23 protein-coding genes are annotated in these 24,503 nt (G+C 72.7%); 15 read left to right on the top strand and 8 right to left on the bottom strand.

Features of this window, described 5'->3' with window-relative positions; all coding sequences use genetic code 11:
- The first annotated feature begins 37 nt into the window (after positions 1–37).
- From ACF3NS_RS04675 to ACF3NS_RS04655, 5 genes are read left to right on the top strand one after another with little or no spacing between them, the layout of a single operon-like run.
- The gene (locus tag ACF3NS_RS04675; protein ID WP_392468111.1) at positions 38–1,012 is read left to right on the top strand and encodes an ABC transporter ATP-binding protein; all 975 of its coding nucleotides are present in this window, start codon (positions 38–40) and stop codon (positions 1,010–1,012) included.
- Positions 1,009–1,884 carry an ABC transporter permease gene (locus ACF3NS_RS04670; protein ID WP_154592445.1) on the top strand — a complete coding sequence of 292 codons (876 nt, stop codon included), beginning with the start codon at positions 1,009–1,011 and terminating at the stop codon, positions 1,882–1,884. Before ACF3NS_RS04675 ends, ACF3NS_RS04670 begins: the two co-directional genes overlap by 4 nt.
- Complete coding sequence (locus ACF3NS_RS04665) at positions 1,881–2,795, top strand: ABC transporter ATP-binding protein (RefSeq protein ID WP_392468107.1); 915 nt, start codon at positions 1,881–1,883, stop codon at positions 2,793–2,795. The genes ACF3NS_RS04670 and ACF3NS_RS04665 overlap by 4 nt, the downstream gene beginning before the upstream one ends.
- Positions 2,792–3,523, top strand: a complete 732-nt coding sequence (locus ACF3NS_RS04660) for an ABC transporter permease subunit (protein WP_392468104.1) — start codon at positions 2,792–2,794, stop codon at positions 3,521–3,523. The genes ACF3NS_RS04665 and ACF3NS_RS04660 overlap by 4 nt, the downstream gene beginning before the upstream one ends.
- A 52-nt stretch (positions 3,524–3,575) precedes the next feature.
- On the top strand, positions 3,576–4,814 hold the full coding sequence (locus tag ACF3NS_RS04655; RefSeq protein ID WP_392468102.1) for an MFS transporter: 1,239 nt from the start codon (positions 3,576–3,578) through the stop codon (positions 4,812–4,814).
- Between the two features lie 35 nt (positions 4,815–4,849).
- On the opposite strand, the gene ACF3NS_RS04650 is transcribed toward ACF3NS_RS04655, so the two are convergent.
- Positions 4,850–6,898: an NAD(+) synthase gene (locus tag ACF3NS_RS04650; RefSeq protein WP_154592449.1), complete on the bottom strand. Its 2,049-nt coding sequence runs from the start codon at positions 6,896–6,898 to the stop codon at positions 4,850–4,852.
- 172 nt (positions 6,899–7,070) lie between these two features.
- Entirely contained in the window at positions 7,071–7,589 is a 519-nt protein-coding gene (locus ACF3NS_RS04645; RefSeq protein ID WP_019285356.1) for an Lrp/AsnC family transcriptional regulator, read from the bottom strand.
- A gap of 544 nt (positions 7,590–8,133) precedes the next feature.
- Between ACF3NS_RS04645 and purB the strand changes: the two genes are divergently transcribed.
- The 8 genes from purB to ACF3NS_RS04605 all read left to right on the top strand — a co-directional run bounded on the left by purB (position 8,134) and on the right by ACF3NS_RS04605 (position 15,717).
- A complete protein-coding gene (purB, locus tag ACF3NS_RS04640) occupies positions 8,134–9,549 on the top strand; it encodes an adenylosuccinate lyase (RefSeq protein ID WP_392468098.1) in 1,416 nt (471 codons plus the stop codon).
- Between the two features lie 225 nt (positions 9,550–9,774).
- The gene (locus ACF3NS_RS04635) at positions 9,775–10,299 is read left to right on the top strand and encodes a barstar family protein (RefSeq protein ID WP_392468095.1); all 525 of its coding nucleotides are present in this window, start codon (positions 9,775–9,777) and stop codon (positions 10,297–10,299) included.
- A gap of 5 nt (positions 10,300–10,304) precedes the next feature.
- Positions 10,305–10,862, top strand: coding sequence for a ribonuclease domain-containing protein (locus tag ACF3NS_RS04630; RefSeq protein ID WP_392468092.1), 558 nt, complete (start codon positions 10,305–10,307; stop codon positions 10,860–10,862).
- 55 nt (positions 10,863–10,917) lie between these two features.
- Positions 10,918–11,916 (top strand): GTP pyrophosphokinase family protein, encoded by a 999-nt coding sequence (locus tag ACF3NS_RS04625; protein ID WP_392468089.1) that lies wholly within the window; start codon positions 10,918–10,920, stop codon positions 11,914–11,916.
- Between the two features lie 85 nt (positions 11,917–12,001).
- On the top strand, positions 12,002–12,700 hold the full coding sequence (locus tag ACF3NS_RS04620; RefSeq protein WP_392468086.1) for a class I SAM-dependent methyltransferase: 699 nt from the start codon (positions 12,002–12,004) through the stop codon (positions 12,698–12,700).
- A gap of 164 nt (positions 12,701–12,864) precedes the next feature.
- Complete coding sequence (locus ACF3NS_RS04615) at positions 12,865–13,182, top strand: metal-sensitive transcriptional regulator (RefSeq protein WP_154592455.1); 318 nt, start codon at positions 12,865–12,867, stop codon at positions 13,180–13,182.
- Between the two features lie 28 nt (positions 13,183–13,210).
- A complete protein-coding gene (locus ACF3NS_RS04610) occupies positions 13,211–13,429 on the top strand; it encodes a heavy-metal-associated domain-containing protein (protein WP_154592456.1) in 219 nt (72 codons plus the stop codon).
- Positions 13,430–13,440: 11 nt separating this feature from the next.
- Positions 13,441–15,717 (top strand): heavy metal translocating P-type ATPase, encoded by a 2,277-nt coding sequence (locus tag ACF3NS_RS04605; protein ID WP_392469072.1) that lies wholly within the window; start codon positions 13,441–13,443, stop codon positions 15,715–15,717.
- A 340-nt stretch (positions 15,718–16,057) separates the two neighbouring features.
- Here the strand turns inward: ACF3NS_RS04605 and ACF3NS_RS04600 are convergent, their stop codons facing one another.
- The 6 genes from ACF3NS_RS04600 to serS all read right to left on the bottom strand — a co-directional run bounded on the left by ACF3NS_RS04600 (position 16,058) and on the right by serS (position 22,336).
- Entirely contained in the window at positions 16,058–16,693 is a 636-nt protein-coding gene (locus tag ACF3NS_RS04600) for a VOC family protein (RefSeq protein WP_392468083.1), read from the bottom strand.
- A gap of 43 nt (positions 16,694–16,736) precedes the next feature.
- Positions 16,737–17,552 carry an RNA methyltransferase gene (locus ACF3NS_RS04595; protein ID WP_392468080.1) on the bottom strand — a complete coding sequence of 272 codons (816 nt, stop codon included), beginning with the start codon at positions 17,550–17,552 and terminating at the stop codon, positions 16,737–16,739.
- 199 nt (positions 17,553–17,751) lie between these two features.
- On the bottom strand, positions 17,752–18,570 hold the full coding sequence (locus tag ACF3NS_RS04590) for a hypothetical protein (RefSeq protein ID WP_392468079.1): 819 nt from the start codon (positions 18,568–18,570) through the stop codon (positions 17,752–17,754).
- 8 nt (positions 18,571–18,578) lie between these two features.
- Positions 18,579–20,012: a M15 family metallopeptidase gene (locus tag ACF3NS_RS04585; protein WP_392468076.1), complete on the bottom strand. Its 1,434-nt coding sequence runs from the start codon at positions 20,010–20,012 to the stop codon at positions 18,579–18,581.
- Between the two features lie 185 nt (positions 20,013–20,197).
- Positions 20,198–20,980 (bottom strand): HAD family hydrolase, encoded by a 783-nt coding sequence (locus ACF3NS_RS04580; protein WP_154592536.1) that lies wholly within the window; start codon positions 20,978–20,980, stop codon positions 20,198–20,200.
- A gap of 21 nt (positions 20,981–21,001) precedes the next feature.
- The gene (gene serS, locus ACF3NS_RS04575) at positions 21,002–22,336 is read right to left on the bottom strand and encodes a serine--tRNA ligase (protein ID WP_392468074.1); all 1,335 of its coding nucleotides are present in this window, start codon (positions 22,334–22,336) and stop codon (positions 21,002–21,004) included.
- A 191-nt stretch (positions 22,337–22,527) separates the two neighbouring features.
- Between serS and ACF3NS_RS04570 the strand changes: the two genes are divergently transcribed.
- Together ACF3NS_RS04570 and ACF3NS_RS04565 are read left to right on the top strand one after the other, a co-directional pair.
- A complete protein-coding gene (locus tag ACF3NS_RS04570) occupies positions 22,528–23,733 on the top strand; it encodes a diacylglycerol/lipid kinase family protein (protein ID WP_392469069.1) in 1,206 nt (401 codons plus the stop codon).
- Positions 23,730–24,503, top strand: coding sequence for a phosphatase PAP2 family protein (locus tag ACF3NS_RS04565; RefSeq protein WP_392468071.1), 774 nt, complete (start codon positions 23,730–23,732; stop codon positions 24,501–24,503). Before ACF3NS_RS04570 ends, ACF3NS_RS04565 begins: the two co-directional genes overlap by 4 nt.

The following is a 24,503-nucleotide window of genomic DNA, read 5'->3' as shown; positions in this document are numbered from 1 at the left end:
TAGGCCGGCCCGGGCGCTGCGCCCTAGGGTGAGCAGCATGACAGGCGAGGCGGAGGGTGCCGCCCGGGGGACGCCCGTGATCCGCACGCGCGGGATCACCATGGAGTACCCCCGGGTGCGGGCGCTGGACGATCTGGATCTCGACGTCGGGGACGGCGTGACCGGGCTGGTGGGCGCCAACGGTGCCGGCAAGTCGACGCTCATCAAGGTGCTGCTGGGGCTGCTGCCGGCGACGAGCGGCGACGCGCAGGTGCTCGGCCACGACGTGCGCTCGCAGGGCGCGGCGATCCGGGCCCGCGTCGGCTACATGCCCGAGCACGACTGCCTGCCGGCCGACGTCAGCGCCAGCGAGTTCGTCGTGCACATGGGACGTATGTCGGGCCTGCCCCACACGGTGGCTCGGGAACGAGCGGCCGACGTGCTGCGGCACGTGGGGCTGGCGGAGGAGCGCTACCGCGTGATGGGCGGCTACTCCACGGGCATGAAGCAGCGGGCCAAGCTCGCCCAGGCGCTCGTGCACGACCCCGACCTCGTCCTGCTCGACGAGCCGACCAACGGTCTGGACCCCGCCAGCCGCGACGACATGCTCGACCTGGTGCGGCGCATCGGGACGGACTTCGGCATCTCGGTGCTCGTCACGAGCCACCTGCTCGGCGAGCTCGAGCGGGTCAGCGACCACGTCGTCGTGCTGGACGGCGGGCGGCTGCTGCGGTCCTCGGCGACGTCCGAGTTCACCGAGGCGACCGGGACGCTGCTGGTGGAGGTGCTCGGCACCACGACCGAGCGCGACCGGCTCGGCCACGCCCTCGCCGAGCGCGGCCTGCAGTGCCACCCCGTCGACGGCGCCGTCGAGGTCGTGCCGCCACCCGGCGGTGAGGTCGGCGGGGTCGACGTACGAGACCTGGTGCGCGACACGGTGATCGACCTCGACCTCGGTCTCGTCCGCATCCAGGAGGGACGGCACCGGATCCAGGACGTCTTCGCCGTCCGCGAGGAGGTGGCGCAGCCATGACGGCCCGCATCCACGACCTCGGCTACCGCGGCTACGACGGCGAGCGCCTGTCCGACGGCGCCGTCGCCCGGTCCCTCTACGTCCTCGGGCTGCGGCACGCGTTCGGCCTCGGCCGGTCGATGAGGTCCCGCCTGCTGCCCCTCGGTCTCCTCGCGGTCTCCGTGCTCCCGGCGCTCGTCATGGTCGCGATCACGGTCTTCGTCAAGCTGGACCGGCTGCCGATGACCTACGACCGGTATGCCGACACCATGCAGACGATCACCGCGATCTTCGTGGCCGCGCAGGCGCCCGTGCTGTTCTCGCGCGACCTGCGCTTCCGCACGCTGCCGCTCTACCTCGCGCGGCCCATGCGCCGCAGCACCTATGTCCTGACCCGGCTGGCGTCGCTGCTCACCGCCATCCTGATCGTCGTCACCCTGCCCGTCGTCGTGCTCTGGCTCGGCGCGCTGCTGGGCCGGCTCCCCTGGCAGGACCAGACCCGCGAGATGCTCAAGACCCTGCCCCTGCTCGTGATCCTCGCCGCGCTGCTCGCGGTGATCGGTGGGCTGCTGTCCAGCCTCACGACCCGCCGGGGCATCGCGGTCGTCGCCATCGTCGCCACGCTCTTCGTCAGCTCGGGCGTGGCCAACGCCATCGCCGCGATCGCCCAGTCCGCCGACGGCTCCACGCCGATCCACGGGGTGTGGGCCGGCGCGCTCAACCCGTGGACGCTGGTCGGGGGGCTCGGCACCTGGTGGTTCGACCTCGCCCCGACCCTCGCGCCGCCGCGCGACCTCGCCGACGGCGCCGTCTACCTCGGCGTCGCCGCCCTGGTCGTCCTCGGCGGCACGGCGCTGCTGCTGCGCCGCTACGCGAAGGTGGGGTCGGCATGAGCACCCTCGCCCTGCACCAGGTCTCGCGCTGGTTCGGCGACCTCGTCGCCGTCAACGACGTCACGATGGACATCGGACCCGGCGTCACGGGCCTGCTGGGCCCCAACGGCGCCGGCAAGTCCACCCTCATCGCGCTGATGTCGGGCTTCCTGTCGCCGTCGGCGGGGTCGGTGACCCTCGACGGTGAGCCCACCTGGCGCAACCCCGGCGTCTACCGCCACCTCGGGCTCGTGCCCGAGCGCGAGTCCGTCATGGAGCACCTGACGGGGCGGGCGTTCGTGCGGGCCAACGCCGAGCTGCACGGCCTGCCCGATCCCGGCGCCGCCGCCGAGCGCGCCATGGAGCTCGTCGAGATGAACGACCCGGCGTCGCGCGTCATCCGGACCTACTCCAAGGGCATGCGGCAGCGGATCAAGATGGCGAGCGCCCTCGTCCACGAGCCGGCGGTGCTGCTGCTCGACGAGCCGTTCAACGGCATGGACCCCCGCCAGCGCATGCACCTCATGGAGCTGCTGCGGCAGATGGGGTCCGACGGGCGCACCGTGCTGTTCAGCTCGCACATCCTCGAGGAGGTCGAGCAGGTCGCCCGCCAGATCGAGGTCGTCGTGGCCGGACGCCACGCCGCGAGTGGGGACTTCGGCGCCATACGGCGGCTGATGACCGACCGACCCAACCACTATGTCGTCCGCTCCTCCGACGACCGCCGGCTCGCCGCCGCCCTGGTCGCCGACCCGTGCGTGCGCGGCGTCTCGTTGCGGCCCAAGGGAGGCCTCGAGGTCGAGGCCACCGACTTCGGCCGCTTCACCCACGTGCTGCCCCGCGTCTCGCGCGACCTCGACGTCCGCCTGGTCGAGGTCAGCCCCACCGACGAGTCGCTGGAGAGCGTCTTCTCCTACCTGGTGTCCTCATGAATCCCACCGTGATCCGCCTCGCGTTCTCCTCGCTGCTCGGCCGCGCCCGCTCGCTCGGCCTGCTGGCCCTGCCGCTCGTGCTGCTCGCGGTGTGCCTGCTGGCCCGGCTGGCCGGCGGCGAGCCCCAGTCCTCCGACGGCACCCTCGGGCGCGCCGTCCTGTCCGGTCTCGGCCTCGCCGTCGTCGTCCCCATGCTCGCGCTGCTCGTGGCCGCCCAGCTGCTCGGCAACGAGATGGACGACGGCACCATCGCCTACCTGCTGTCCAAGCCGATCCCCCGCTGGCACATCGTCGTCAGCAAGCTCGTCGCCGCGATCACGACGACGCTGCTGCTGGGGGCGGTCTCGATGGCGCTCGCGTCGCTGATCCTCGACCACACCGATCCCGGCAAGGCGCTCGGGTGGGCGGTCGGCGCCGCCGTCGCGTCCGTGGCGTACTCCGCGCTGTTCCTCGCGCTGTCGTCGATGACCAAGCACTCGGTCGTCTGGGGCCTGATGTACCTCCTCGTGTGGGAGGGCGCCCTGGCCACCCTCCTCGAAGGCATCTCGTGGCTCAGCATCCGGTCGTGGAGCACCCGCATCGCGGGGTGGGCGGGCGACATGTCGGTGATCAGCGCCGACAGCGCGCCCCTCGGCTATGCCTGGGTCGCGTCGGGCGTGGTCCTCGTGGCGGGGACCGTCTGGGCGGCATACCGCCTGCGCGGCCTGTCGATCACCGGGGACGACTGATCAACCTCGATTTTTACTTGACATCGAGATATCCCCTGTCAAGATTTCTTGTATGACGGAACCGCTGACCCGACGGGGCATCCCCCTCGACCCCCGGCTGCGCTCGCTGGCCGCGATCACGCTGATCGACCGGATGGGCAGCGGCGCCTACCTCACGATCTTCGCGGTCTATTTCACCCGCAGCGTGGGGCTGTCGGCGCACGACGTCGCGCTGGCGCTGTCGACGGCGGCCCTCGTGGCGGTGCTGGTGTCGGTGCCGGCGGGCCACCTGGCCGACATCCGCCAGCCGCGGGCGATCGTGACCGTCGCCTCGCTCGGTGCAGCCGTCTCGGTGTGCCTGCTGACGCTCGTGCACTCCGCGTGGGCGCTGGTCGCGATGGTGGCCGGGCAGACGCTGTGCGAGCGGCTGTCGAACGGCGCCCGCAATGCCCTCATCCCGCGGATCGCGGTGGGCGGCGAGGGCGTTCGCTTCAAGGCCTACCTGCGTGCCGTGACCAACACCGCCATGGCCGCGGGGGCGACGCTCGGCGGGGCTGCGCTGTTCCTCGACACCACGGCGGCCTATCTCGTGGCCTTCGCGCTCGACGCGGCATCCTTCGCGCTGGTCGCGGTGCTGGCGCGGCGGCTGCCGACCGTGCCGCTGGTCACCCACGACACGCCGGGGTCGCGCTGGCAGGTCTTCCGCGACCGCCCCTACGTCGCCGTCACGCTCGCCATCTCCGTGCTGTCGATGCACTTCATCATCGTGGAGGTCGGCATCCCGCTCTCCCTGGTCAACGCCTTCGGGGCGCCGACGTGGCTGGTGGCGGCGACCCTGCTGATCAACACCGTCATGTGCGCCACCTTGCAGGTGCGGCTGTCGCGCAGCTCGGACTCGGTGCTGACGGGCCGCCGGACGCTGCTCAGCGGATCGATCTGGGTGGCGGGCGGATTCGTCCTGTATGGGCTCGGGGCGTGGCTGGGCGGGACCGCGCTCGTGGTGCTCGCGCTCGCCGGCGCGGTCGTCCACACGGTCGGCGAGATGATCTCGTCCGGCGGGCAGTGGGGGGTGCAGTTCGGGCTCGCCCCGCAGGAGCGCCAGGGGCAGTACCAGGCCTTCGGCTCGCTGCCGTTCTCGCTGTCGGGGATCGCCGCGCCGCCGCTGATCGCCTGGCTGTGCGTCGACCACGGCGCTGTGGGGTGGTGGGTCCTGGCCGCCGTGATGATGGCAGCCGGGGCGGCGTGCGTCCCTCTGGCGGGATGGGCGCTGCGCACCCGCGATCAGTATGGCGTGACCACCCACACCGGCTGACCCGCAGGCGCTCCCCCCGACGCCCGCCGGCTGGGTCAGGCCGTGGGGACCCCTGCCTCCAGCTCGGCCAGCCACAGGCGGGGCGAGGCGTCGGAGGGCATGCGCCAGTCGCCGCGCGGCGACAGCGACCCACCGTTGACCACCTTGGGGCCGTTGGGCAGCGCCGACCGCTTGAACTGCTGCGTCACGAACCGCTTGCAGAACACCTCGAGCCAGCGCCGGATCTCGGCCAGGTCGTAGGCGACCCGCTGGTCCTCGGGGAACCCGGGCGGCCACTCGCCGACACCCGCGTCGTGCCAGGCGTGCCACGCGAGGAAGGCGATCTTGGACGGCCGGTAGCCGCGCCGCAGCACGTGGTAGAGCGAGAAGTCCTGCAGCGCATAGGGCCCGATGGACGCCTCGGTCGACTGGGGCTTCTCGCCCTCGCGCGTCGGCACGAGCTCCGGCGTGATCTCGGTGCCGAGGATCGAGGTCAGGGTCTCCCCCACCTCGTCCGAGAACTGGCCCGACGTCACGACCCAGCGGATGAGGTGCTGCATCAGCGTCTTGGGCACGCCGGTGTTGACGCCGTAGTGGGACATCTGGTCGCCGACGCCGTAGGTGCACCAGCCGAGCGCCAGCTCCGACAGGTCGCCCGTCCCCACGACGATGCCGCCCTGGTGGTTGGCGAGGCGGAAGAGGTAGTCGTAGCGCAGCCCGGCCTGGACGTTCTCGAAGGTGACGTCGTAGACCTCCTCGCCGCGCCCGAAGGGGTGGCCCATGTCCGTCAGCATCTGCGTCGCCGCCGACCGGATGTCGAGCTCGGCGAAGGTCACGCCGAGCTGCTCGCACAGCCGCTGGGCGTTGGTCTTGGTGTGCTCGGTGGTCGCAAACCCCGGCATGGTGTAGGCCAGGATGTCGGTCCGGGGGCGACCGAGCCGGTCCATCGCCTGCGCGCAGACGAGCAGCGCGTGGGTCGAGTCCAGGCCGCCGGACACCCCGATCACGGCCTTGGGGTGGCCGATCGCCCGCATCCGCTGCTCGAGCCCGGACACCTGGATGTTGTAGGCCTCGTAGCAGTCCAGCGCCAGCCGCTCCGCCTCGTCCGGGACGAACGGGAAGCGGTCGACCTTGCGCCGCAGCCCGATGTCGCCGGTGGGCGGCTCGAGTGTGAGCTCGATGGTGCGGAAGGCGGACACGCGGTCGGCGTGGGTGCGGCGGTTGTCGTCGAAGGTGCCCTGCCGCAGCCGCTCCGCCACGAGCCGCTCCAGGTCGACGTCGGCCACCGAGCGGGCCGGGCCGTCCGGGAAGCGCTCGGACTCGCCGAGCAGGTCGCCGTTCTCGTAGACGAAGGTCTGCCCATCCCAGGACAGGTCGGTGGTCGACTCACCCTCGCCGGCCGCGGCATACAGATAGGCCGCCAGGCACCGCGAGGAGGCGGAGCGCGCGAGGAGCTTGCGGTCCTCCGCACGGGCGACCGTGATCGGGGAGCCGGACAGGTTGGCGAGGACCGTGGCGCCGGCGAGAGCGGCCTCGGCGGACGGCGGCACCGGGACCCACATGTCCTCGCAGACCTCGACGTGCAGCACGAGGCCCGGCACGTCGGTGGCGTCGAAGAGCAGGTCCGGGCCGAACGGCACGCGGACGCCTGCGACCTCGATCTCGCCGCGGACGTCGTCGCCGGGTGCGAAGTGCCGCCGCTCGTAGAACTCGCGGTAGGTCGGCAGGTTGGACTTGGGGGCGACGCCGAGGATCTCGCCGCGGTGGATCACGACCGCGCAGTTGTACAGCCGGTTGCGGTGACGCAGCGGCGCCCCCACGACGAGCACGGTGGTCAGAGCGGCGGTCTCGGCGGCGACGCGGCCGAGCTCGCGGTCGACGGCCTCGAGCAGCGGCTGCTGCAGGAAGAGGTCGTCCAGGGCGTAGCCGCTGATGCCGAGCTCGGGGAAGACTGCCACCGCAACGCCGTCGTCGTGCAGCTCGCGGGCCGCCGCGACGATCTCGTCGGCGTTGCGGGCGGGATCGGCGATCGCGGTCGGTGCGGTGCAGGCGGCCACGCGCGCGAAGCCGTGGTGGTAGGCGTTGTAGAACCTCTCGGCTGGCATGCCGCCATCCTGCCACCCGGCCCGCGCGGAGCCCTGCTCGTCGCCCCTCCACGCGCCATTGGTCACCAATGACGTCCCGGAGCCCCGATTGAACGATCCAGAACGTCACTGGTGACCAATGGTGGAGGCCTGATCGGGCGGTTGGGGATCCTGGGCCGTATGGCGGAGGGGCCTACCGCGTCTGGGGTCGCCGCCCGGTGGCCCGGCCACGGCGCGGGCGATGCTGCGCTGCGACGCCCTGGGCCACGAGCAGGTCGGTGCGATAGGGGATCACCTCGCGCAGGTAGATCGTGGTGGAGGTGCGAATCACGCCGGGCGACAGGCGGATCAGCTCCGAGACGCGATAGAGGTCGTCGGGGCCGGTGGCCACCACGCGGACCAGCAGGTCCGTCTCGCCGGCCGGCGCCATGCACTCGACGACCTCGGGGATGCGGCTGAGCGACGCGATGGCGGCGTCGATCTGGTGCTGGTCGAGCTCGGCCGCCACGTGCGCCGAGACGCCGTAGCCCAACGACTCCGGCGTGACGCGGGACGAGTGCCGTCGCAGGACCCCGTCCTCGCGCAGCCGCTCGAGCCGGGCCTGCACCGTGCCGCGGGCGAGGCCGGTGCGCTGCGCGAGCAGCATCACCGTCATGCGGGGGTCCTCGTCGAGCGCCAGCACGATCCGACGGTCGGTCTCGTCCAGGGCCATGAACGCCTCCTGTCCCACCACGCCCTCGCGCGGTGGTCGGTCTGATCGATGTTGCGCACCTCGCCGCGCACGAATCAATCATATCGACTAATCGCAGCGATCAGCATTGCGCAGGTTGATCGTCATACGGTCTGATCGAGGTCAGCAGGGTCGACGGGACACCATCTCGACGACCCGGGCCGGCCTCACCACCACGAGCGTCGACCCGAGAGGAACGGCGCGACGCTCACGAGGCCGAGCGGCGGACCAGCCGGCAGCCCACCCGCTGCGGACCTCCTCGAGAGCACCAGCGCCAGGGGCGCCGACGACACCGTCGGCGCCCCTGCTGCATGCGAGCACACCCGCCGGGAGCGGTGACCAGCGGGGCTGGCTCCGAGGGATGCTGGTCGGCGCCGTCGGCGGAGGACTCGTCGGCACCGTGTGGATGCTGATCGACAACGCCCGCCGGCGCAAGGCCGCGCTCGCGCCCAGCTCGAGGAGTCCGACCGCCGGGAGCTGCCCGACAAGGACTGAGCGGCGGGCGGCATACGGCCTGGCTGGCAGAATGACGACCATGGCCTCCCTCGCTGACGTGACCCCTCCCATCGCCCTCGGCGCCCTCGACGGTCGCTATCGCAAGGCCGTCGCGCCGCTGGTCGACCACCTGTCCGAGGCCGCGCTCAACCGGACGCGCGTGCACGTCGAGGTCGAGTGGCTGATCCACCTCACGCAGCACCAGGTCGTGCCGGGCGTCCGCCGGCTCACGGACGACGAGGTCGCCCGGCTGCGAGCGGTCGTCACCGACTTCGGGGCCGAGGACATCGCCGAGCTCGGCGAGATCGAGCGCGAGACCGTCCACGACGTCAAGGCGGTCGAGTACTACCTGCAGCGCCGCGTCGACCGGATCGCCCCGGGCGACGCCGCGCAGCTCAAGCAGCTCATCCACTTCTGCTGCACGAGCGAGGACATCAACAACCTCAGCTATGCCCTGATGATCCAGGGGGCGGTCCGCAAGGTGTGGCTGCCCAAGGCCAGGTCGGTCGTGGACCAGCTCGCCGAGATGGCGCGGGCGCTGCGCAACGTCCCGCTGCTCGCCCACACGCACGGCCAGCCGGCCACGCCCACGACCATGGGCAAGGAGATCGCCGTCATGGCGCACCGCCTCAGCCGGCAGCTGCGGCGGATCGAGGGCCAGGAGTTCCTCGGCAAGCTCAACGGCGCCACCGGCACGTATGGCGCCCACCTCGCCGCCGTCCCCGACGCCGACTGGGCCGCGATCTCCGAGAGCTTCGTCGAGGGCCTCGGCCTCACGTGGAACCCCCTCACCACGCAGATCGAGAGCCACGACTGGCAGGCCGAGCTGTATGCCGACACCGCCCGCTTCAACCGGATCCTGCACAACGTGTGCACCGACTTCTGGACCTACATCTCCATGGGCTACTACGCGCAGGTGCGCGGTCAGGGCACGGTCGGGTCGAGCACGATGCCGCACAAGGTCAACCCGATCCGCTTCGAGAACGCCGAGGCCAACCTCGAGGTGTCGTGCGCGCTGCTCGACGTGCTCGGCTCCACGCTCGTGCAGTCGCGGCTGCAGCGCGACCTGACCGACTCCTCCATGCAGCGCAACGTCGGGACGGCCTACGGCCACTCGATGCTGGCGCTGGACAACGTCGCTCGCGGGCTCGCCGGCCTCGACGCGGTGCCGGAGCGCATGGCCGCCGACCTCGACGGCAACTGGGAGGTGCTCGGCGAGCCGGTGCAGTCGGCGATGCGGGCGCTCGGGGCGCAGGGCGTCGCCGGCATGGACAACCCCTACGAGCGGCTCAAGGAGCTGACCCGCGGCCGCCGCATCGGGCAGGCGGAGCTGGTGGAGTTCGTGCGCGGGCTGGGGCTGCCGAGCGAGGTCGAGGAGCGGCTCGCCGCGATGACGCCGCAGACCTACGTCGGGCAGGCCCCCGCGCTCGTCGACCGCCTGCGCTGAGGTGCGTCCGCCCGCCTCCGCGGTCGTCTGACGACTCCGCCCGCGCGCAAGACCGGGGCCACTTCTGGTGGTGACAGCCACCAGAAGGAGCCCCGATGTCGGGTTGTCACCTCGTCGGGGCGGGGCCGCATGGCGGTCAGGTCCCGCACCCGCGCGCCCACCGGAGGCACACTGACGAGAAGTCCAGGCCACGGGCTTGCCCTGGTCCGCGCAAGGAGGTCGCTCATGTCTACCAACCCGATCGACACGTGGGTCACGGTCCCGCGCCGCCTGCGCCGCTGCTCCCAGTCGCTCGCGCCCGGCGTGTGGTGGGTCCGGCACGAGGCCGTCGACGCCTCTCGCGCGCGGGCGCTGCTGCTGGACGACGACTTCGCCGTGGTCCCCCTCAAGGGCGACCGCCTCACCACCATGCGCCAGGCGCAGGCCGCCATCGCCGCCGCCCTGCGTCTGCCCGGCTCGGCCGCCGTCAACCTCGACGGGCTGGTCGACGCCCTGCGCGACCTGGACCTGTGGTGGCCGCGCACCCGTCGCATCGTCCTGCTCTGGTCCGAGGCCCAGGTGCTGCGCGAGGCCGACCCCGACGGGTTCGCCGAGCTCGTGTCGGTGCTGTCCGAGGCGCACGAGAGCCTCTGGCGCTCCGAGCGCGACGCGGCAGTCACCGGCGACGAGCACGAACGCGTCCTCGAGACCGTCCTCGTCCCCGCCTCCGACGCCGCACCCATGGACCCGACCGACCCCGCCATCCAGTGACGCGTATGCCGCCCGCCCGCCGACTCGCGGTCCTGCTGCTCGGCGGCGGCGTGCTTGTGGGCGGCGGCGGGCTCACGGGGTGCACGACGCCCGCCACCCAGGGCGATGACGGTGGCCGGGCGACGACGGGGGCCACCGGCATACGGTCTGCGACCCCCGCGACCTCCGCTCCCGGCAGCGCAACTCGCCGCTCGACTCCCGCACGCTCCACTGCTCCCCGATCGACCGCTCCCCGCCCGAGCGCGCCCCGCTCGACGGGCCGGGCCATCCCGCCCTGCTCGCCGCAGGAGCTGCCGGCCGAGGTGCCACCGGTGATCGCGGCGATCCGTGCGGGCGGACCGTTCCGGCACCCCCGCAACGACGGCGTGACCTTCGGCAACCGCGAGCGGCTGCTTCCGCAGGAGGCACGCGGCTACTACCGGGAGTACACCGTGGACACGCCCGGCGCCTCGACGCGCGGCACCCGACGGATCATCACCGGCGGCGGCTCGGCGCGCAGCCCGCTGCACTGGTACTACACGGCCGACCACTACGAGAGCTTCTGCGAGATCGGCGACGCCTAGGGTCTGCCGTCGGACACCGGCTCGCGCACCCGCCCGCGTGGTGCAGGCTTGCCGCATGGCAGGCAAGCAGGCGCAGCGGATCAGCAAGGCGACGGCACGCTACGCCGAGGACCTCCCTCGGGTGCAGGCGGCGACCGACGCCTACGTCGCGCTCGTCACCCAGCTCCTCGACGACGCCGGCATCAACTACCTCACCGTCACCGGGCGGGCCAAGTCCGTCGAGTCGTATGCCGCCAAGGCCGCCCGCCGCGTCGCCGGTCGCCTCGTCCACCGCCAACCCGAGACCGAGATCACCGACCAGGTCGGCGTCCGTGTCGTGACCTATGTCCTCGCCGACGTCGAAGCCGTCGCCCAGCTGCTCGGCGCCCAGCTCGTGCTCCTCGACGACCGGGACATGGGGCGCGAGACCGCCGCCGAGGGCCGGTTCGGCTACTCCAGCCGCCACCTGCTCGTGCAGCTCGACCCCGCGCGCGAGGGCGCCGGCGGACCCATGGCCGGACGCAAGGCCTCGGTGCAGGTCCGCACCGTCCTGCAGCACGCGTGGGCGGAGTTCGAGCACGACATCCGCTACAAGGGGTCGGTGCCGGAGGAGCATGCACCGGACCTCGACCGCCGGTTCACGCTCGCCGCGGGCCTGCTCGAGCTCGCCGACCAGCAGTTCTCCACGATCCGCGAGCGCCTGCGCGAGGCGAGCGGCCCCTCGACCGAGCAGGACGAGGACGACCCCCGCATCGGGGGCTCGGACCTCGCGGCCTTTCTCGCGGGACAGTTCGCCGACGCCGGGTGGTCCCGCACCGACCACTACTCGTGGGTGTCGGGACTGCTGCTCGAGCTCGGCATCACCTCCCTCGCCGAGCTGCGCGACGTCCTGCGCGGCGTCGACCACGCCGCCATCGAGTCGAGGATGGGCTACCACTACCCGCCCGGCGCGGTCCGCCGCCTCGACGACGCGCTGCTGTGGGCCTTTGGCGAGCGGTATGTCGGGCTCCACGGCAACGCCCACCGCCGTCCCCTGCTCGAGACCCGACTGGCGCGCCTGCGCGGCGACGCCTGACCCCACTCCCACGTGCACACGTTGCGGTCTCGACGCGAGATCCTCACGCCCCGCTGACGGGGAGGCTCGACCTAGGGTGAAAGGCATGGGATTCGACGAGGGCCGGGACGAGACGATCCGATACCACGAGGAGCTCTACTCCGCGCCGGACACGAAGGACCCGGACGCCTGGCTCAACCGGCCGGCCCCCATCGTGATGGACGCCCTCGCGCACCTGGACCGCTCGAGACCGATCCGTGTCTATGACCTGGGCGCCGGATCGGGGCGGCACGCCATACCGCTGGCACGGACCCTGCCCACCGGGTCGCGCGTGGTGGCGGTCGACCTGCTCGAACTCCCGATCCAGCAGCTCAAGGAGCGTGCGGCCCACGAGTCGGTGGCGGACGTCATCATCCCGGTGGTGGCGGACCAGGAGACCTACGAGTTCGACAGGGGCGAAGCCGATCTCGTCGTCGGGGTGTCGACGCTCGAGCACGTGTCGAGCGTCGAGGCCTTCCGTGGGCTGCTCGAGCGGATGCGCGACGCCACCGCGCCGGGCGGCGTGGACGTCCTGGTGATCGCCACCGACCGGCACGAGGTCGCCGACGGCGAGACGCGGCCGGCCCAGACCGAGCTGGACCTCGGCGCGGACGAGGCGATCAGGATCGTGGACGAGGTGTATGCCGGGTGGACCGAGCACCGCCGCGACGAGTCCGGCTTCGGCGTGACGGAGGAGCGCGACGGCCGGGCCTACGAGCTGCGCTCCGTCAACGTCCGCCGCGTCCTGCAGCGGCCGACGCGCTGACCGGCCCACCGGCCCAGGGGCCCAGGGGCCCAGGGGCCCAGGGGCCCAGGGGCCCAGGGGCCCAGGGGCCCAGGGGCCCAGGGGCCCAGGGGCCCAGGGGCCCAGGGGCCCAGGGGCGCAGGGGCGCAAGGAATACCCCATGGGGGTATACAGTTGACCTCATCATGAGCAGCGACACGTGCCCGCACCACCCGGCCCCGGCGTACGTCGAGACGGACCACAAGGACGCCTACCTCAAGCGCCTCAAGCGGATCGAGGGCCAGGTGCGCGGTGTGCAGCGGATGGTCGACGAGGACACCTACTGCATCGACGTCCTCACCCAGATCTCGGCCATCACCAAGGCCCTGCAGGCCGTCAGCCTCGGTCTGCTCGAGGACCACATCGGGCACTGCGTCGTCGACGCCGCTCGCGAGTCCGACGAGGCTGCCGCCGTCAAGGTGGCCGAGGCCTCGGCAGCCATCGCCCGCCTCGTCAAGAGCTGAACCCCACCCCACGCCAAGGAGATCCGTCATGAGCCAGACCACCACCATCACCGTCAGCGGCATGACCTGCGGCCACTGCACCAGCGCCGTCACCTCCGAGCTCAAGGAGGTCCAGGGCGTCACCGACGTGCAGATCGACCTGGTCGCGGGCGGCGACTCCCCCGTCACCATCACCAGCGAGAGCCCCGTCGACCCGGCCGCGATCGAGGCCGCCGTGGACGAGGCGGGCTACACGGTGGTCAAGTGACCTCCACCCGTATGACGCCGCGCCCGGCCGCCACCCCGGCCGCCCAGAGCGGCGCAGACCTGCACGAGGTCGACCTCGCCATCGGCGGCATGACCTGCGCGTCCTGCTCGAGCCGCGTCGAGCGCAAGCTCAACAAGCTCGACGGTGTCCAGGCCAGCGTCAACCTCGCCACCGAGAAGGCCCACGTCACCTACCCCACCGCACTCACCGTGGCCGACCTGGTCACGGTCGTCGAGCAGACCGGCTACACGGCGACCGAGCTGCGGCGAGGCGCAGCGGGCGGACCCCGCGAGGGCCTTGCCGAGACCGAGACGGCGGCCCAGGCCGGCAGCGGTCCGGCATACGGCATCGACCAGGTGATGAGCCGCGCGTCCCTGCGCACCCGGCTCGAGATCGCCCTGCCGCTCACGGTGTTCGTCGTCGTCATGGCGATGGTGCCGGCGGCGCACCACCTGCTCGGCGGCATCCGCCCGTGGGCCGAGCTCGCGCTCACGACCCCGGTCGCGATCTGGGCGGCCTGGCCGTTCCACCGGTCCGCCGTCATCAACGCGCGCCACAAGGCCTCCACGATGGACACGCTGGTGTCGATCGGGGTGAGCGCGGCCTTCCTCTGGTCGCTCGTCGCGACGCTGGCGGGCAGCGCCGGCCACATGTACTACGAGGTCGCGGCGGTCGTCACGACCTTCCTGCTCGCCGGCCGCGTCGCCGAGCACCGGGCCCGCACCTCGGGCCGCTCCGCCCTGACCAGCCTGCTCGAGCTCGGCGCCAAGGACGTGGCGGTGCAGCGCATCGACCCGCAGACCCGCTCCACGCGCGAGGTCCGCGTGCCGATCGGGGAGCTGCAGGTGGGCGACCAGTTCGTCGTCCGCCCCGGCGAGAAGGTCGCCACCGACGGCGTCGTCGTCGACGGCACCTCGGCCCTCGACCGCTCGGTCGTCACCGGCGAGTCCGTCCCGGTCGACGTCGGACCCGGCGACGAGGTCACCGGCGCCACCACCAACGCGCACGGCCGGCTCATCGTCCGCGCCACCCGCGTCGGCTCCGAGACGACCCTCGCCTCGATCACCCGCCTCGTCGAGGCCGCCCAGACCGGCAAGGCTCCGGTGCAGCGGCTGGCCGACCGGATCTCCGCGGTCTTCGTGCCGGTGGTGCTGGTCATCGCGGTGCTGACCTTCGCGGGGTGGCTGGTCGCCGGGCAGGGCGCGGCCGCCGCGCTGTCGGCCGCCGTGTCGGTCCTCGTCGTCGCCTGCCCCTGCGCGCTCGGCCTCGCCACCCCCACGGCGCTGCTCGTCGGCACCGGCCGGGGCGCCGAGCTGGGCGTGCTCATCAAGGGCCCGGAGATCCTCGAGTCCACGCGCCGTATCGACACCGTCGTGCTGGACAAGACCGGCACCGTCACGACCGGCAAGGCCACCCTGGTCGACGTGACGTCGAGCGGGCGGCTCACCCCGACCGCCGCGCTGCAGGCCGCCGCCTCCGTCGAGGCCGGCTCGGAGCATCCCGTCGCCCAGGCGATCGTCCGGGCCGCCCAGCAGCGCGGCATCGAGCTGCGGCCGATCAGCGACTTCACCAACCTGCCCGGCATGGGGGCCCGCGCCACCATCAAGGGCACCGAGGTGACCGTCGGCAAGGCGAGCCTGTTCGACGTGGTCCCCGGCGACCTGGAGAGCCTGGACCGGGTTGGCACCACCGTCCACGTCGGGTGGGGTGGCGTCGCGTATGCCGCCCTCACCGTCGCCGACGAGGTCCGCCCCACCTCGGCCGCCTCGCTCGAGGCGCTGCACGACCTCGGCCTGCGCACGATGCTGCTGACCGGCGACAACAAGCGGACGGCGCGCCAGGTGGCCGAGGAGGTCGGCATCAACCCCGCCGACGTCATCGCCGAGGTGCTGCCGAGCGACAAGCACGAGGCGATCGCGCGCCTGCAGCGCGAGGGCCGCGTCGTCGCCATGGTCGGCGACGGGGTCAACGACGCCGCTGCGCTCGCCCAGGCCGACCTGGGCCTGGCGATGGGCAGCGGCACCGACGTCGCGATGGACTCCGCCGACATCGTGCTCGTGCGACCCGAGATCGGTGCGGTGGCCGACGCCATCGGCCTGTCCCGGCGCACGCTGGCGATCGTCAAGCAGAACCTCGCCTGGGCGTTCGGCTACAACGTCGTGGCGATCCCGCTGGCCGTCCTCGGCCTGCTGAACCCCATGGTCTCCGGCGCGGCGATGGCCCTGTCGAGCGTGCTCGTGGTGACCAACAGCCTGCGGCTCAAGGCCTTTGGGCGGTCGCGCGCCTGACGCGGTCGTATGCCGAGCGCCCCCCGCCACCAGAGGCCACGTCTGGTGGCGGGGGGGCTCCCGTCATACGGCCAACCCGCCGGGGGCCGGATCATCGGCCTGGCGAACGAAGGCCGGTCGATGCCCCTACCCCCGGCGGGATCATCAACCTGGCGAACGAAGCCCGGTCGACGCCCCTACCCCCGGCGGGATCATCGACCTGGCGAACGAAGCCCGGTCGATGCCCCTACCCCCGGCGGGATCATCAACCTGGCGAACGAAGGCCGGTCGATGCCCCTACCCCCGGCGGGATCATCGACCTGGCGAACGAAGCCCGGTCGATGCCCCTACCCCCGGTAGGTCAGATGGTGACGTCGCCGGTCGGGGTCTGGAAGGTCACGGCCAGCAGACCCGGGTGGCCGGCCGGCGCCACGAACTCGAAGTCGATGACCGACGACGTCGCGTCGGCGTCCATGCCGAGCCAGTCGCGCACGCGATCCGGTGAACCGCCGATCGTCAGCTGCTTGATGGTGACCTCGCTCGTCGCGTCGGTCGACGGGTGCACGCTGTCCTCGTCCCACTGCACGAAGAACGGGAGCTGCGGGTCGGCGATCAGGCCCTTGACGCCCAGCTGGCGCCAGGTGTGGGTGACGCCGTCGGGGCGGGTCCGGTTGCCGGCCACGGCCTCGCGGCCCACGCGCTGCTCCACCTCGCGTATGTCGTCGACGCACACGACCCACCCCATCCAGCCGCCGCCCTGCTCGGACCGGAGCCGCACCGCCTGGCCGAAGGGTGCCTTGTCGGTCACCGGGTGGTCGAGCACCTCGACGATCTCGACGTAGCGCTCGTGCGCGAGCGGCAGGATGATGTTGCGGGTGCCGAAGCGGGGGTGCACCCCGCCGTAGACCGGGTCCACCCCGAGCCGGGCCGCCAGCCGCTCGGCGGTCGCGATGGAGCCGTCCGGCTCGGCGGCATAGGACACGTGGTCGAGGCGCATGGCCACATGGTGACACAGGTGCTGCCGTGCCCTCGCACCCAGGTCAGCGGGCGGAGGCCCGACGCTGACGCACCGCCTCGTAGATCACGATGGCCGCGGACGTCGCCACGTTGAGGGAGTTGGCCCGCCCCGTCATGGGGATGCGCACCCGCACGTCGGCCGCGGCCATGAAGTCCTCGGTGAGGCCCGCCTTCTCCGTGCCGACGGCGATCGCGACCGGTCCGGTGTAGTCGACGTCGGTGTGCTCGACGGCGGTGTCCGGGGTGGCGGCGACCACGAGCACGCCCCGGGAGCGGCATTCGGCCAGGGTCTGCTCGGTGGACGCGGAGGCGACCGGCACGGAAAAGACCGTGCCCTTGCTCGACCGCACGAGGTTGGGGTTGCCCCAGTCGGTGACCGGGTCGGCCGCGACGACCGCGTGGAGGCCGGCGGCGTCGGCGGTGCGCAGCATGGCGCCGAGGTTGCCGGGCTTCTCGACGCCCTGGCACACGAGCAGGAAGGGGTCGGGCGGCAGCCTCAGGTCCTCGAACCCGCGGCCCACGGACGGCACCACGGCGAGGAAGCCGTCGGGGCCCTCGCGGTAGGCGACCTTCTCGAAGGCGGCGCGGCCCAGCCGCACCACCTCGGCGCCTCCGGCCTGGACGTCCCGCACCACGCGCGACTGCAGGTCAGGGTCGAGCATCAGCTCGGGACAGTAGAACAGCGACTGCGGGCGCACCCCCGCCGACAGCGCCAGCTCGAGCTCCTCGTAGCCCTCCAGCAGGGTGACCCCGCTCTCCTCGCGGGCGCGCCGACGACGCAGCCCGGTCAGGGCGCGCAGCCGCGGGTTGGCCGGGGACGTGATGACGAGCTCGTGCATAGGGCACCCAGCATGCCACGGGCGGCGCACGACCGGAGGGGCGGGCCCACAGGTCGCGGCGAGGGGATCTCCTGGACCTCGCCCTGGACGCCCTGCAGGGGCGCCGACCCGGCGCCGCCGCGGGCAATGGGGACGTCGGTGATCGCTGAGCGGGCACGAACGTCCCCGCTGCGCCGCGCGGCGGCCCCGACGGGCGCGCTCAGCGCAGCGCGACGATCACGCCGTCGACCTGCAGCGGAGTGAGCGGACCTGCCCCTTCCTGCAGGAGCAAGAAGGTCGCGCGCCGGCCCCGGACGCCGACGACCTCGAGCCAGGTCCCGCTCTCGCCGGCGAAGGTGCGGCGGTCCACGAGGTCGGGGCCGGCCCGCAGCAGCGCGTACGTGAACGGGGCGTCGCCCCGCCCGCGGCAGGACTCGGCCTGGAGGCGATAGAGCTCGACCAGCCGACGAGCGGACCCCTCGTCCGCGAGCTCCAGCGCCATGGTCGTGCCCGATGCCCCACCCGGCCCGCGATAGGTCCCCTCGAGCGCCGCCACCGGGACCGGGTAGCCGGCGGGGACCCCCTGGCACGCCAGGCCGAGGAGCTCGTGGACGGTCGAGCGCGGGTCGCGGGCGTTGACCCAGGTGCCGTTGGGGATGTAGCCGCCGTCGGCACCGTCCCCGGCCGCCGTCGACCACCCGGACGGGCTGGGCAGGGCGCGCTGGTCGAGCGACCCGGACCTGGTCGCGGCGGGCGCGGTGGGCGTGGGCGGCTCGACGACGGCGGGCTCCTGCGTCGTGACCGCGCCCTGGCCGGGGTCGCCGAACGAGGCGCCGACCGAAGCGGCCGACGGGGCCCCGATCGGCGAGGCGGAGGAGGGTGTCCCGCTCGCCGAGGACGCCTGCGCCGCAGCTCTGCTCGTCGTCGTGACCGGCGTCGTCGTGACCGGCGTCGCCGACCCCGGCGACCCGCTTGAGCAGGCGGCCGTCACCCCCAGCAGGGACACCAGCGCCAGCGCCGCGAGGGGGCGGGCCGGCATACGACCGCTCATCGCTGGAAGTGCTGCCAGTCGAACCCGCTCAGCCAGGTGAACCCGTTGCCGAGCAGCGCCTTGGTGAACGGCGTCGAAGGGGTCAGCATCCCGGGGCGATAGGGGGTGCGCCTGACGTAGGCCTGGCCGTTCTTGGGCAGCCAGACGCCGGAGGGGATGCGGTAGGGGTTCTCGACCGTGTTGATGTCGATCGACGTGCCGTAGCTGTGGGGCGACAGCCGGTAGGGGTTGCCCGTCACGCGACGGCAGTTGAAGCCGTTGGTGTTGTCGTGCTCCATGGAGATGATGTCGTCGCCGCCGTAGACGCTGGCGTCGCGCATCTCCCGGATCGGGAAGCGGCCGTCGAACGCGGTCCGGAAGCTGGTGAGGATCGGCGTGACGTTGGCGGTCCGGATGACGAGGCGACCGCGGTGGATCCGCCCGTCGAAGCCCCAGTGGTTCATGTCGATGGTGCGCAGGCTCGCCGGCCCGACGGGGCAGCCCGCGCGGTAGGTGCGGGGAACGTCGGCCGCCACCGTCTGACGGACCACCGGGTTGAGGACGGCCAGCCGGTTCACCGCGCGCGACGGGCTCGCGACGACCCGCCCGCCCGGCAGCGTCATGGCGGTGCGCACGGTGACCACGCCCACCGCCCCTCGGCCATAGGTCAGCGGCAGCGCGAACCCTCCACCAGATCGCGTCGTCCCCACCTGCGAGGTCCGCCAGCCGACCGGCGTCAGGACCTCGGTGCGCACCTGCAGCCCCGCCGCCCGCGGCGTCGCGACCCCACTGACCGTCGGGTCGACCAGCGTGTCCTGGCCCGCCGGGGCGCTCGCCATGATGGCGGCGTCGACGACGGTGGCCGAGGCGACCGAGGATGTGGCCTGGCCCGGCAGCACGGCTCGATAGCTGCTGGTCCCGGCCGGGCCCATCGGGCCGGTCCACGTGAACGCGCCCGTCCGGTCGGTGGTCACCTCCGCGACCTGCCCGTATGCCGAGCCGCCCGGCGCCCGGCGCTGGATGCTGACGCGTGCGCCGGGGCGAGCCGGCAGGGTCGTCCCCACGAGGCGCAGCTGGCCGACCCCGGTGACGAACTGGAGCGGACCCGGGCAACCCGAGCACTGCAGCGAGATCCGCACCTGCCGCGTGTCGTTGGTCTTGGGGGACGTGGGCCGTGGGGTGGGAGGTGACGAGGGCGTGGTGGTGGGTGTGTCGCTCGACGTGGCCGGGGGCGGGGCGACAGGGGTGTCACGCGGCGCAGTGGTGGGCGCAGTGGTGGAGGTGTCGCTCGGCATGGTGGGTGTGTCCGTCGGCGGCGCGGCCGTGGCGCCCACCGCCGCTGGTGCAGGCGTGCCCTCGACGAGCGCGGAGGTGGATGGCATCACCCCCACCGCTCCGGCGGCGGGCACGAGCACGGCGGCCATGGCGAGTGCAGCAGAACGGCGCATCATCGGTCCCCCAACCTGACTGTCTGTCGATGATAGACACACGCACGGTCGTGTTCGGGGTCGCCTCATGCTGCCGCATGCCGCAACGGGGACGTTTGTGCCCGGTTTGCGAGCACGAACGTCCCCCTGGCGCCGGGCGGGCGGCGGGAGGTGACCAGTCGGCGGGAGGTGACCAGTCGGCGGGGGCGTCAGTCGAGCAGGGACCGCAGCACCGGCACGAGCCCGTCGTCGTCGACGTGCCCCGTGACCTCGTCCGCCGCGGCCTTGACCTCGTCGGGCGCATTGCCCATCGCCACGCCACGCGCGGCCCACGACAGCATCTCGAGGTCGTTGCGCTGGTCGCCGACGGCGACGGTGTCGCGGGGGTCCACGCCGAGCTTGCGGCGCACGAGCTCCAGCGCGGACGCCTTGGAGACGCCCTCGGGTGCGATGTCCAGCCATGCGGAGAAGCCCACGGCATACGACACCCCGTGCAGTCCCACCGCGTGCACCCGCTCCAGGAAGTCCTCGACCGGGGCATCGGGCTGGCGCAGCGTCACGCGCGTGGCGGGGGTGTCGATGAGCTCGTCCCAGCCGACGACGCGGATCTTGCCGTCCAGCTCGCCGTCGGGAAAGGGCGCGTTGACCTTGAAGCCCTTGCCCAGCTCCTCGACCGCGGCCAGGGCGCCGGGCATCTTGTCGCGCAGCAGCCGCAGCGACGGGCCGGGGTCGAAGGTCACGACCTCGGTGAACTTGTAGCCCTTGCGCTTGTGCGGGTCCAGCTTGAGGGTGACGGCGCCGTTGGAGCACACGGCGCGACCCTGCTCGATCCCGAGCGCGCGGATGATCGGCATCGTGGCGACGCAGGCGCGTCCGGTCGCCACGACGACGTGCACCCCGGCGTCCGCCACGGCCTGGACGGCCTCCTGGACGGCGGGGGACAGCTCACGGGCGTGGTTGATGGTGGTGCCGTCGATGTCGAGGCAGACCATCCGGGGGCCGTGGCGCACGGGTCAGCGACCCGATGCCGTCAGGGCCTCGCGGCCACCGAGCCACGGCCGCAAGGCGTCGGGCACACGCACGGACCCGTCGGCCTGCTGGTGGTTCTCCAGGAGGGCGACGATGGGCCGGGTGTTGGTGGCCATCGTGCCGTTGAGCGTCGCGACGACGCGGGTGCCGCTGCCCTGGGGGTCGCGCTCCCGGATGCCGAGCCGGCGCGCCTGAAAGGTGGTGCAGTTGGACGTCGACGTCAGCTCGCGGTAGCGCTCCTGGCTCGGCACCCACGCCTCGCAGTCGAACTTGCGCGCCGCCGGGCCACCGAGGTCGCCGGCCGCGACGTCGATGATGCGATAGGGCAGCTCGAGCGCGTCGAGGATCCGCCGCTCGATGCGCAGGAGGTTGTCGTGCTCGGCCTCGGCGTCCTCGGGGCGGCAGTAGACGAACATCTCGGTCTTTTGGAACTGGTGCACGCGAAAGATGCCCTTGGTGTCCTTGCCGTGGCTGCCCGCCTCGCGGCGGTAGCAGGTCGAGGTCGCGGTGTAGCGCAGCGGGCCGTCCGACAGGTCGAGGATCTCGTCGAGGTGGTAGCCCGCGAGGCCGACCTCGGAGGTGCCGGTGAGGTAGAGCTCGTCGGCGGGCAGCTGGTAGACCTCGTCGGCGTGGCTGTCGAGGAAGCCGGCGCCCGCCATCGTCTGCCCCTTGACCAGGTTGGGGACGACGAGCGGGACGAAGCCCTCATCGGCGGCGATCTGCTGACAGAGCCCCATGAGGGCGTACTCCAGCCGCGCCCCGTCGCCCTTGAGGTAGTAGAAACGGCTGCCCGCGACCTTGGCCCCACGCTCCAGGTCGATGATCCCGAGCGCCGTGCCGAGCTCGACGTGGTCCTTGACGTCGATCCCCTCGGCCGCGAAGTCCCGTGGCGTACCGACGGTCTCGCGCAGCTCGAAGTCCTCCTCGCCGCCGGTGGGCACACCGTCGACGATGACATTGCCGATGCGGTGGGCGATGACGTCCATCTCGCGAGCGGCCTCGTCGGCGGCCTGCTCGAGCTCCTTGACCTGCGTGCTCAGCTCACCGGCCGTGGCCCGGGCCGCCTCGGCCTGCTGCCTCAGCTGCTCCGCGTCGTCGGCGCCGGCCTTCCTGGCCCGCTGCGCCTGACCCATGAGGGCGCCCACGTCCTTGGACACCGACTTCTGCTCCGCCCGGAGCGCCTCGAACCGGGACTGCGCCGCGCGACGACGCTGGTCCAGCTCGAGGATCTGGTCGACGAGGGTGTCGTCCTCGCCGCGGGCACGTTGCGACTTCCTGACCCGCTCGGGGTCGTCGCGCAGCAGCTTGATGTCGATCACGGATTCAGCCTAGTGGCCTGCGACGACACCCCTCCACCTCGTATGCCGGACGGGCCGGGCGCTCGGGTGGTCGCCGCCTCGGCCCCGGTGGCAGGACGCGGCATACGACCCGGGGCCACGAGGCGGCACCGATCGGGCCCAAACGGGGTTGGCCCAGGCATTCGCACGGGTACCGTTCAGGCGTGCCAGACATGTGGATCCTCGTCATCGGCGTCGCCGTCGCCGTCCTGCTGCTCGTGCTCGTCCTCGCCACCCGGGGACGATCGGGTGCAGCGCGGCCGTCGGACGCGGCCGGCAGCTCCGACAGCACCGACAGCACCGACAGGGCTGCTGGCGCCTCGACCGGCGTCGCGAGCGAGACCACCCCCGACCCGGAGCCGCTCCCCCGCGCCGCGGTGATCGTCAACCCCACGAAGTTCGACGACGTCGCCAAGGTCCGCGACGAGGTCCGCGCGCTGTGCCAGGAGACCGGCTGGGACGAGCCGCTCTGGCTGGAGACGACCGAGGACGACCCGGGCTCGGGCCAGACCAAGGAGGCGCTCGACGCGGGGGTCGACGTGATCTGCCCGCTCGGCGGCGACGGGACCGTGCGCACGGTCGGGAGCGAGATGGCCCGCGCCCGCTCCGAGGTCCCGATCGGCCTGCTGCCCGGCGGCACCGGCAACCTGCTGGCCCGCAACCTCGACCTGCCGGTCGACTCGCTGCGCGACGCCCTGGCCATCGCCCTGACCGGCGAGGAGCGCGTCATCGACGTCGGCGTGCTCCGCGTCAACCCTGCCCCGATGGACGGCGAGGGCGAGGTCGATGACCAGCCCGTCGACGCCGAGGCGCTGGCCCCGGAGGACACCGGCCCCGAGGAGCTGCACTTCCTGGTCATGGCCGGCATGGGCTTCGACGCGGACATCATGGCCGACGCGCCCGAGGGCCTGAAGTCCAAGGTGGGCTGGGCCGCCTACCTCGTGTCCGGCGCCAAGCACCTGTGGGGCTCCCAGTTCAAGGCCCAGGTCACGACCGACACCGAGACCTTCTCCCGGCGCACGCGCAGCGTCATCATCGGCAACTGCGGCAAGATCCAGGGCCTGGCGCTCATGCCCGAGGCCCAGGTCGACGACGGCAAGCTGGACGCCCTCATGCTGTCCCCCGCCGGTGGCATCGGCTGGGGCGCGGTGCTCCTGCGCCTGGTCACCGCCAAGCGCAAGGGCCACCACCGCGTCACGCACCACACCACCCGCCACATCACCGTCCGGGCCAACCGCGCCGTGCAGGTGCAGCTCGACGGCGACACGATCGGCGAGCGCACGGCCATCACCGCCGACGTCCTGCCGGGTGCCCTGCGCGTCCGGGTCGCCTCCGCCACCCCGGCGACCGGCGCCTCCAAGGGGGACGTCGCCGCGTGAGCCCCGTCCGGCAGATCAGCCTGCGGGGGAGGCTGCGTCGCCACCACGCGCGTCAGCTGGTCCGCGCCGTGATGACCGCCGTCGTCCTCAGCACCCCTGTCATCGCCCTGGCGGTGCTGGTGCAGCAACGCTACGCACCACTGATGGAGCTCGACCAGCGCGCCATCGCCGCCGCCACGGATCTCACCCGCGCCCACCCCGGCCTGCGCTCGGCCCTCGTCCTGTGGCAGGAGATCTGGCAGCCGTGGCGGGCCTACCTCGCCGCGACGCTCGTGTGCCTGTGGACCTGGCGCGCCCGCGGCATGACCGCCCGCTCCTGGTGGGCCTGGATCACGATGATGCTCGGCTGGAACCTCTTCCTGCAGGTCAAGCTGATCGTGCAGCGGGCCAGGCCGGTGGTGGACGATCCCGTGTCGCACGCGCCCGGCTACAGCTTCCCGTCCGGGCACGCCGCCAACACCGCGGCCATCTGCATGGTCCTGGTCGTCCTGCTGTGGCCGTTGCTGCGGACCCGCGCCCGCCGCACCTGCGCCGTGGTGCTCGCGTCCGTGGCGACCGTGACGGTCCTGCTCGACCGCGTCTACCTCGGCGTCCACTTCCCCTCCGACGTGACCGCCGGCCTGCTCCTCGCGGCAGCCTTCGTCTACGGCTCGTGGCGCGGCTTCGTGCACGTGCCGGCGACCCGCGAGGACGCCGTACCGGCCAACCCGTCCGACCCCACCGACCCCACCACCGAGCGCACCGACGCTCTCGGGCCGAGGAGAACCTGA

Source organism: Arsenicicoccus cauae, assembly GCF_043162025.1.
Classification (GTDB): domain Bacteria; phylum Actinomycetota; class Actinomycetes; order Actinomycetales; family Dermatophilaceae; genus Arsenicicoccus; species Arsenicicoccus cauae.
This window is presented reverse-complemented; position numbering and strand designations above follow the sequence as displayed.

Excerpts from the sequence above, each read along its gene's own strand:
- ACF3NS_RS04675 (WP_392468111.1), top strand. The coding sequence starts at position 38 with ATGACAGGCGAGGCGGAGGGTGCCGCCCGGGGGACGCCCGTGATCCGC.
- ACF3NS_RS04670 (WP_154592445.1), top strand. The coding sequence starts at position 1,009 with ATGACGGCCCGCATCCACGACCTCGGCTACCGCGGCTACGACGGCGAG.
- ACF3NS_RS04665 (WP_392468107.1), top strand. The coding sequence starts at position 1,881 with ATGAGCACCCTCGCCCTGCACCAGGTCTCGCGCTGGTTCGGCGACCTC.
- ACF3NS_RS04660 (WP_392468104.1), top strand. The coding sequence starts at position 2,792 with ATGAATCCCACCGTGATCCGCCTCGCGTTCTCCTCGCTGCTCGGCCGC.
- ACF3NS_RS04655 (WP_392468102.1), top strand. The coding sequence starts at position 3,576 with ATGACGGAACCGCTGACCCGACGGGGCATCCCCCTCGACCCCCGGCTG.
- ACF3NS_RS04650 (WP_154592449.1), bottom strand. The coding sequence starts at position 6,898 with ATGCCAGCCGAGAGGTTCTACAACGCCTACCACCACGGCTTCGCGCGC.
- ACF3NS_RS04645 (WP_019285356.1), bottom strand. The coding sequence starts at position 7,589 with ATGGCCCTGGACGAGACCGACCGTCGGATCGTGCTGGCGCTCGACGAG.
- purB (WP_392468098.1), top strand. The coding sequence starts at position 8,134 with ATGACGACCATGGCCTCCCTCGCTGACGTGACCCCTCCCATCGCCCTC.
- ACF3NS_RS04635 (WP_392468095.1), top strand. The coding sequence starts at position 9,775 with ATGTCTACCAACCCGATCGACACGTGGGTCACGGTCCCGCGCCGCCTG.
- ACF3NS_RS04630 (WP_392468092.1), top strand. The coding sequence starts at position 10,305 with ATGCCGCCCGCCCGCCGACTCGCGGTCCTGCTGCTCGGCGGCGGCGTG.
- ACF3NS_RS04625 (WP_392468089.1), top strand. The coding sequence starts at position 10,918 with ATGGCAGGCAAGCAGGCGCAGCGGATCAGCAAGGCGACGGCACGCTAC.
- ACF3NS_RS04620 (WP_392468086.1), top strand. The coding sequence starts at position 12,002 with ATGGGATTCGACGAGGGCCGGGACGAGACGATCCGATACCACGAGGAG.
- ACF3NS_RS04615 (WP_154592455.1), top strand. The coding sequence starts at position 12,865 with ATGAGCAGCGACACGTGCCCGCACCACCCGGCCCCGGCGTACGTCGAG.
- ACF3NS_RS04610 (WP_154592456.1), top strand. The coding sequence starts at position 13,211 with ATGAGCCAGACCACCACCATCACCGTCAGCGGCATGACCTGCGGCCAC.
- ACF3NS_RS04605 (WP_392469072.1), top strand. The coding sequence starts at position 13,441 with ATGACGCCGCGCCCGGCCGCCACCCCGGCCGCCCAGAGCGGCGCAGAC.
- ACF3NS_RS04600 (WP_392468083.1), bottom strand. The coding sequence starts at position 16,693 with ATGCGCCTCGACCACGTGTCCTATGCCGCCGAGCCGGACGGCTCCATC.
- ACF3NS_RS04595 (WP_392468080.1), bottom strand. The coding sequence starts at position 17,552 with ATGCACGAGCTCGTCATCACGTCCCCGGCCAACCCGCGGCTGCGCGCC.
- ACF3NS_RS04590 (WP_392468079.1), bottom strand. The coding sequence starts at position 18,570 with ATGCCGGCCCGCCCCCTCGCGGCGCTGGCGCTGGTGTCCCTGCTGGGG.
- ACF3NS_RS04585 (WP_392468076.1), bottom strand. The coding sequence starts at position 20,012 with ATGATGCGCCGTTCTGCTGCACTCGCCATGGCCGCCGTGCTCGTGCCC.
- ACF3NS_RS04580 (WP_154592536.1), bottom strand. The coding sequence starts at position 20,980 with ATGGTCTGCCTCGACATCGACGGCACCACCATCAACCACGCCCGTGAG.
- ACF3NS_RS04570 (WP_392469069.1), top strand. The coding sequence starts at position 22,528 with ATGTGGATCCTCGTCATCGGCGTCGCCGTCGCCGTCCTGCTGCTCGTG.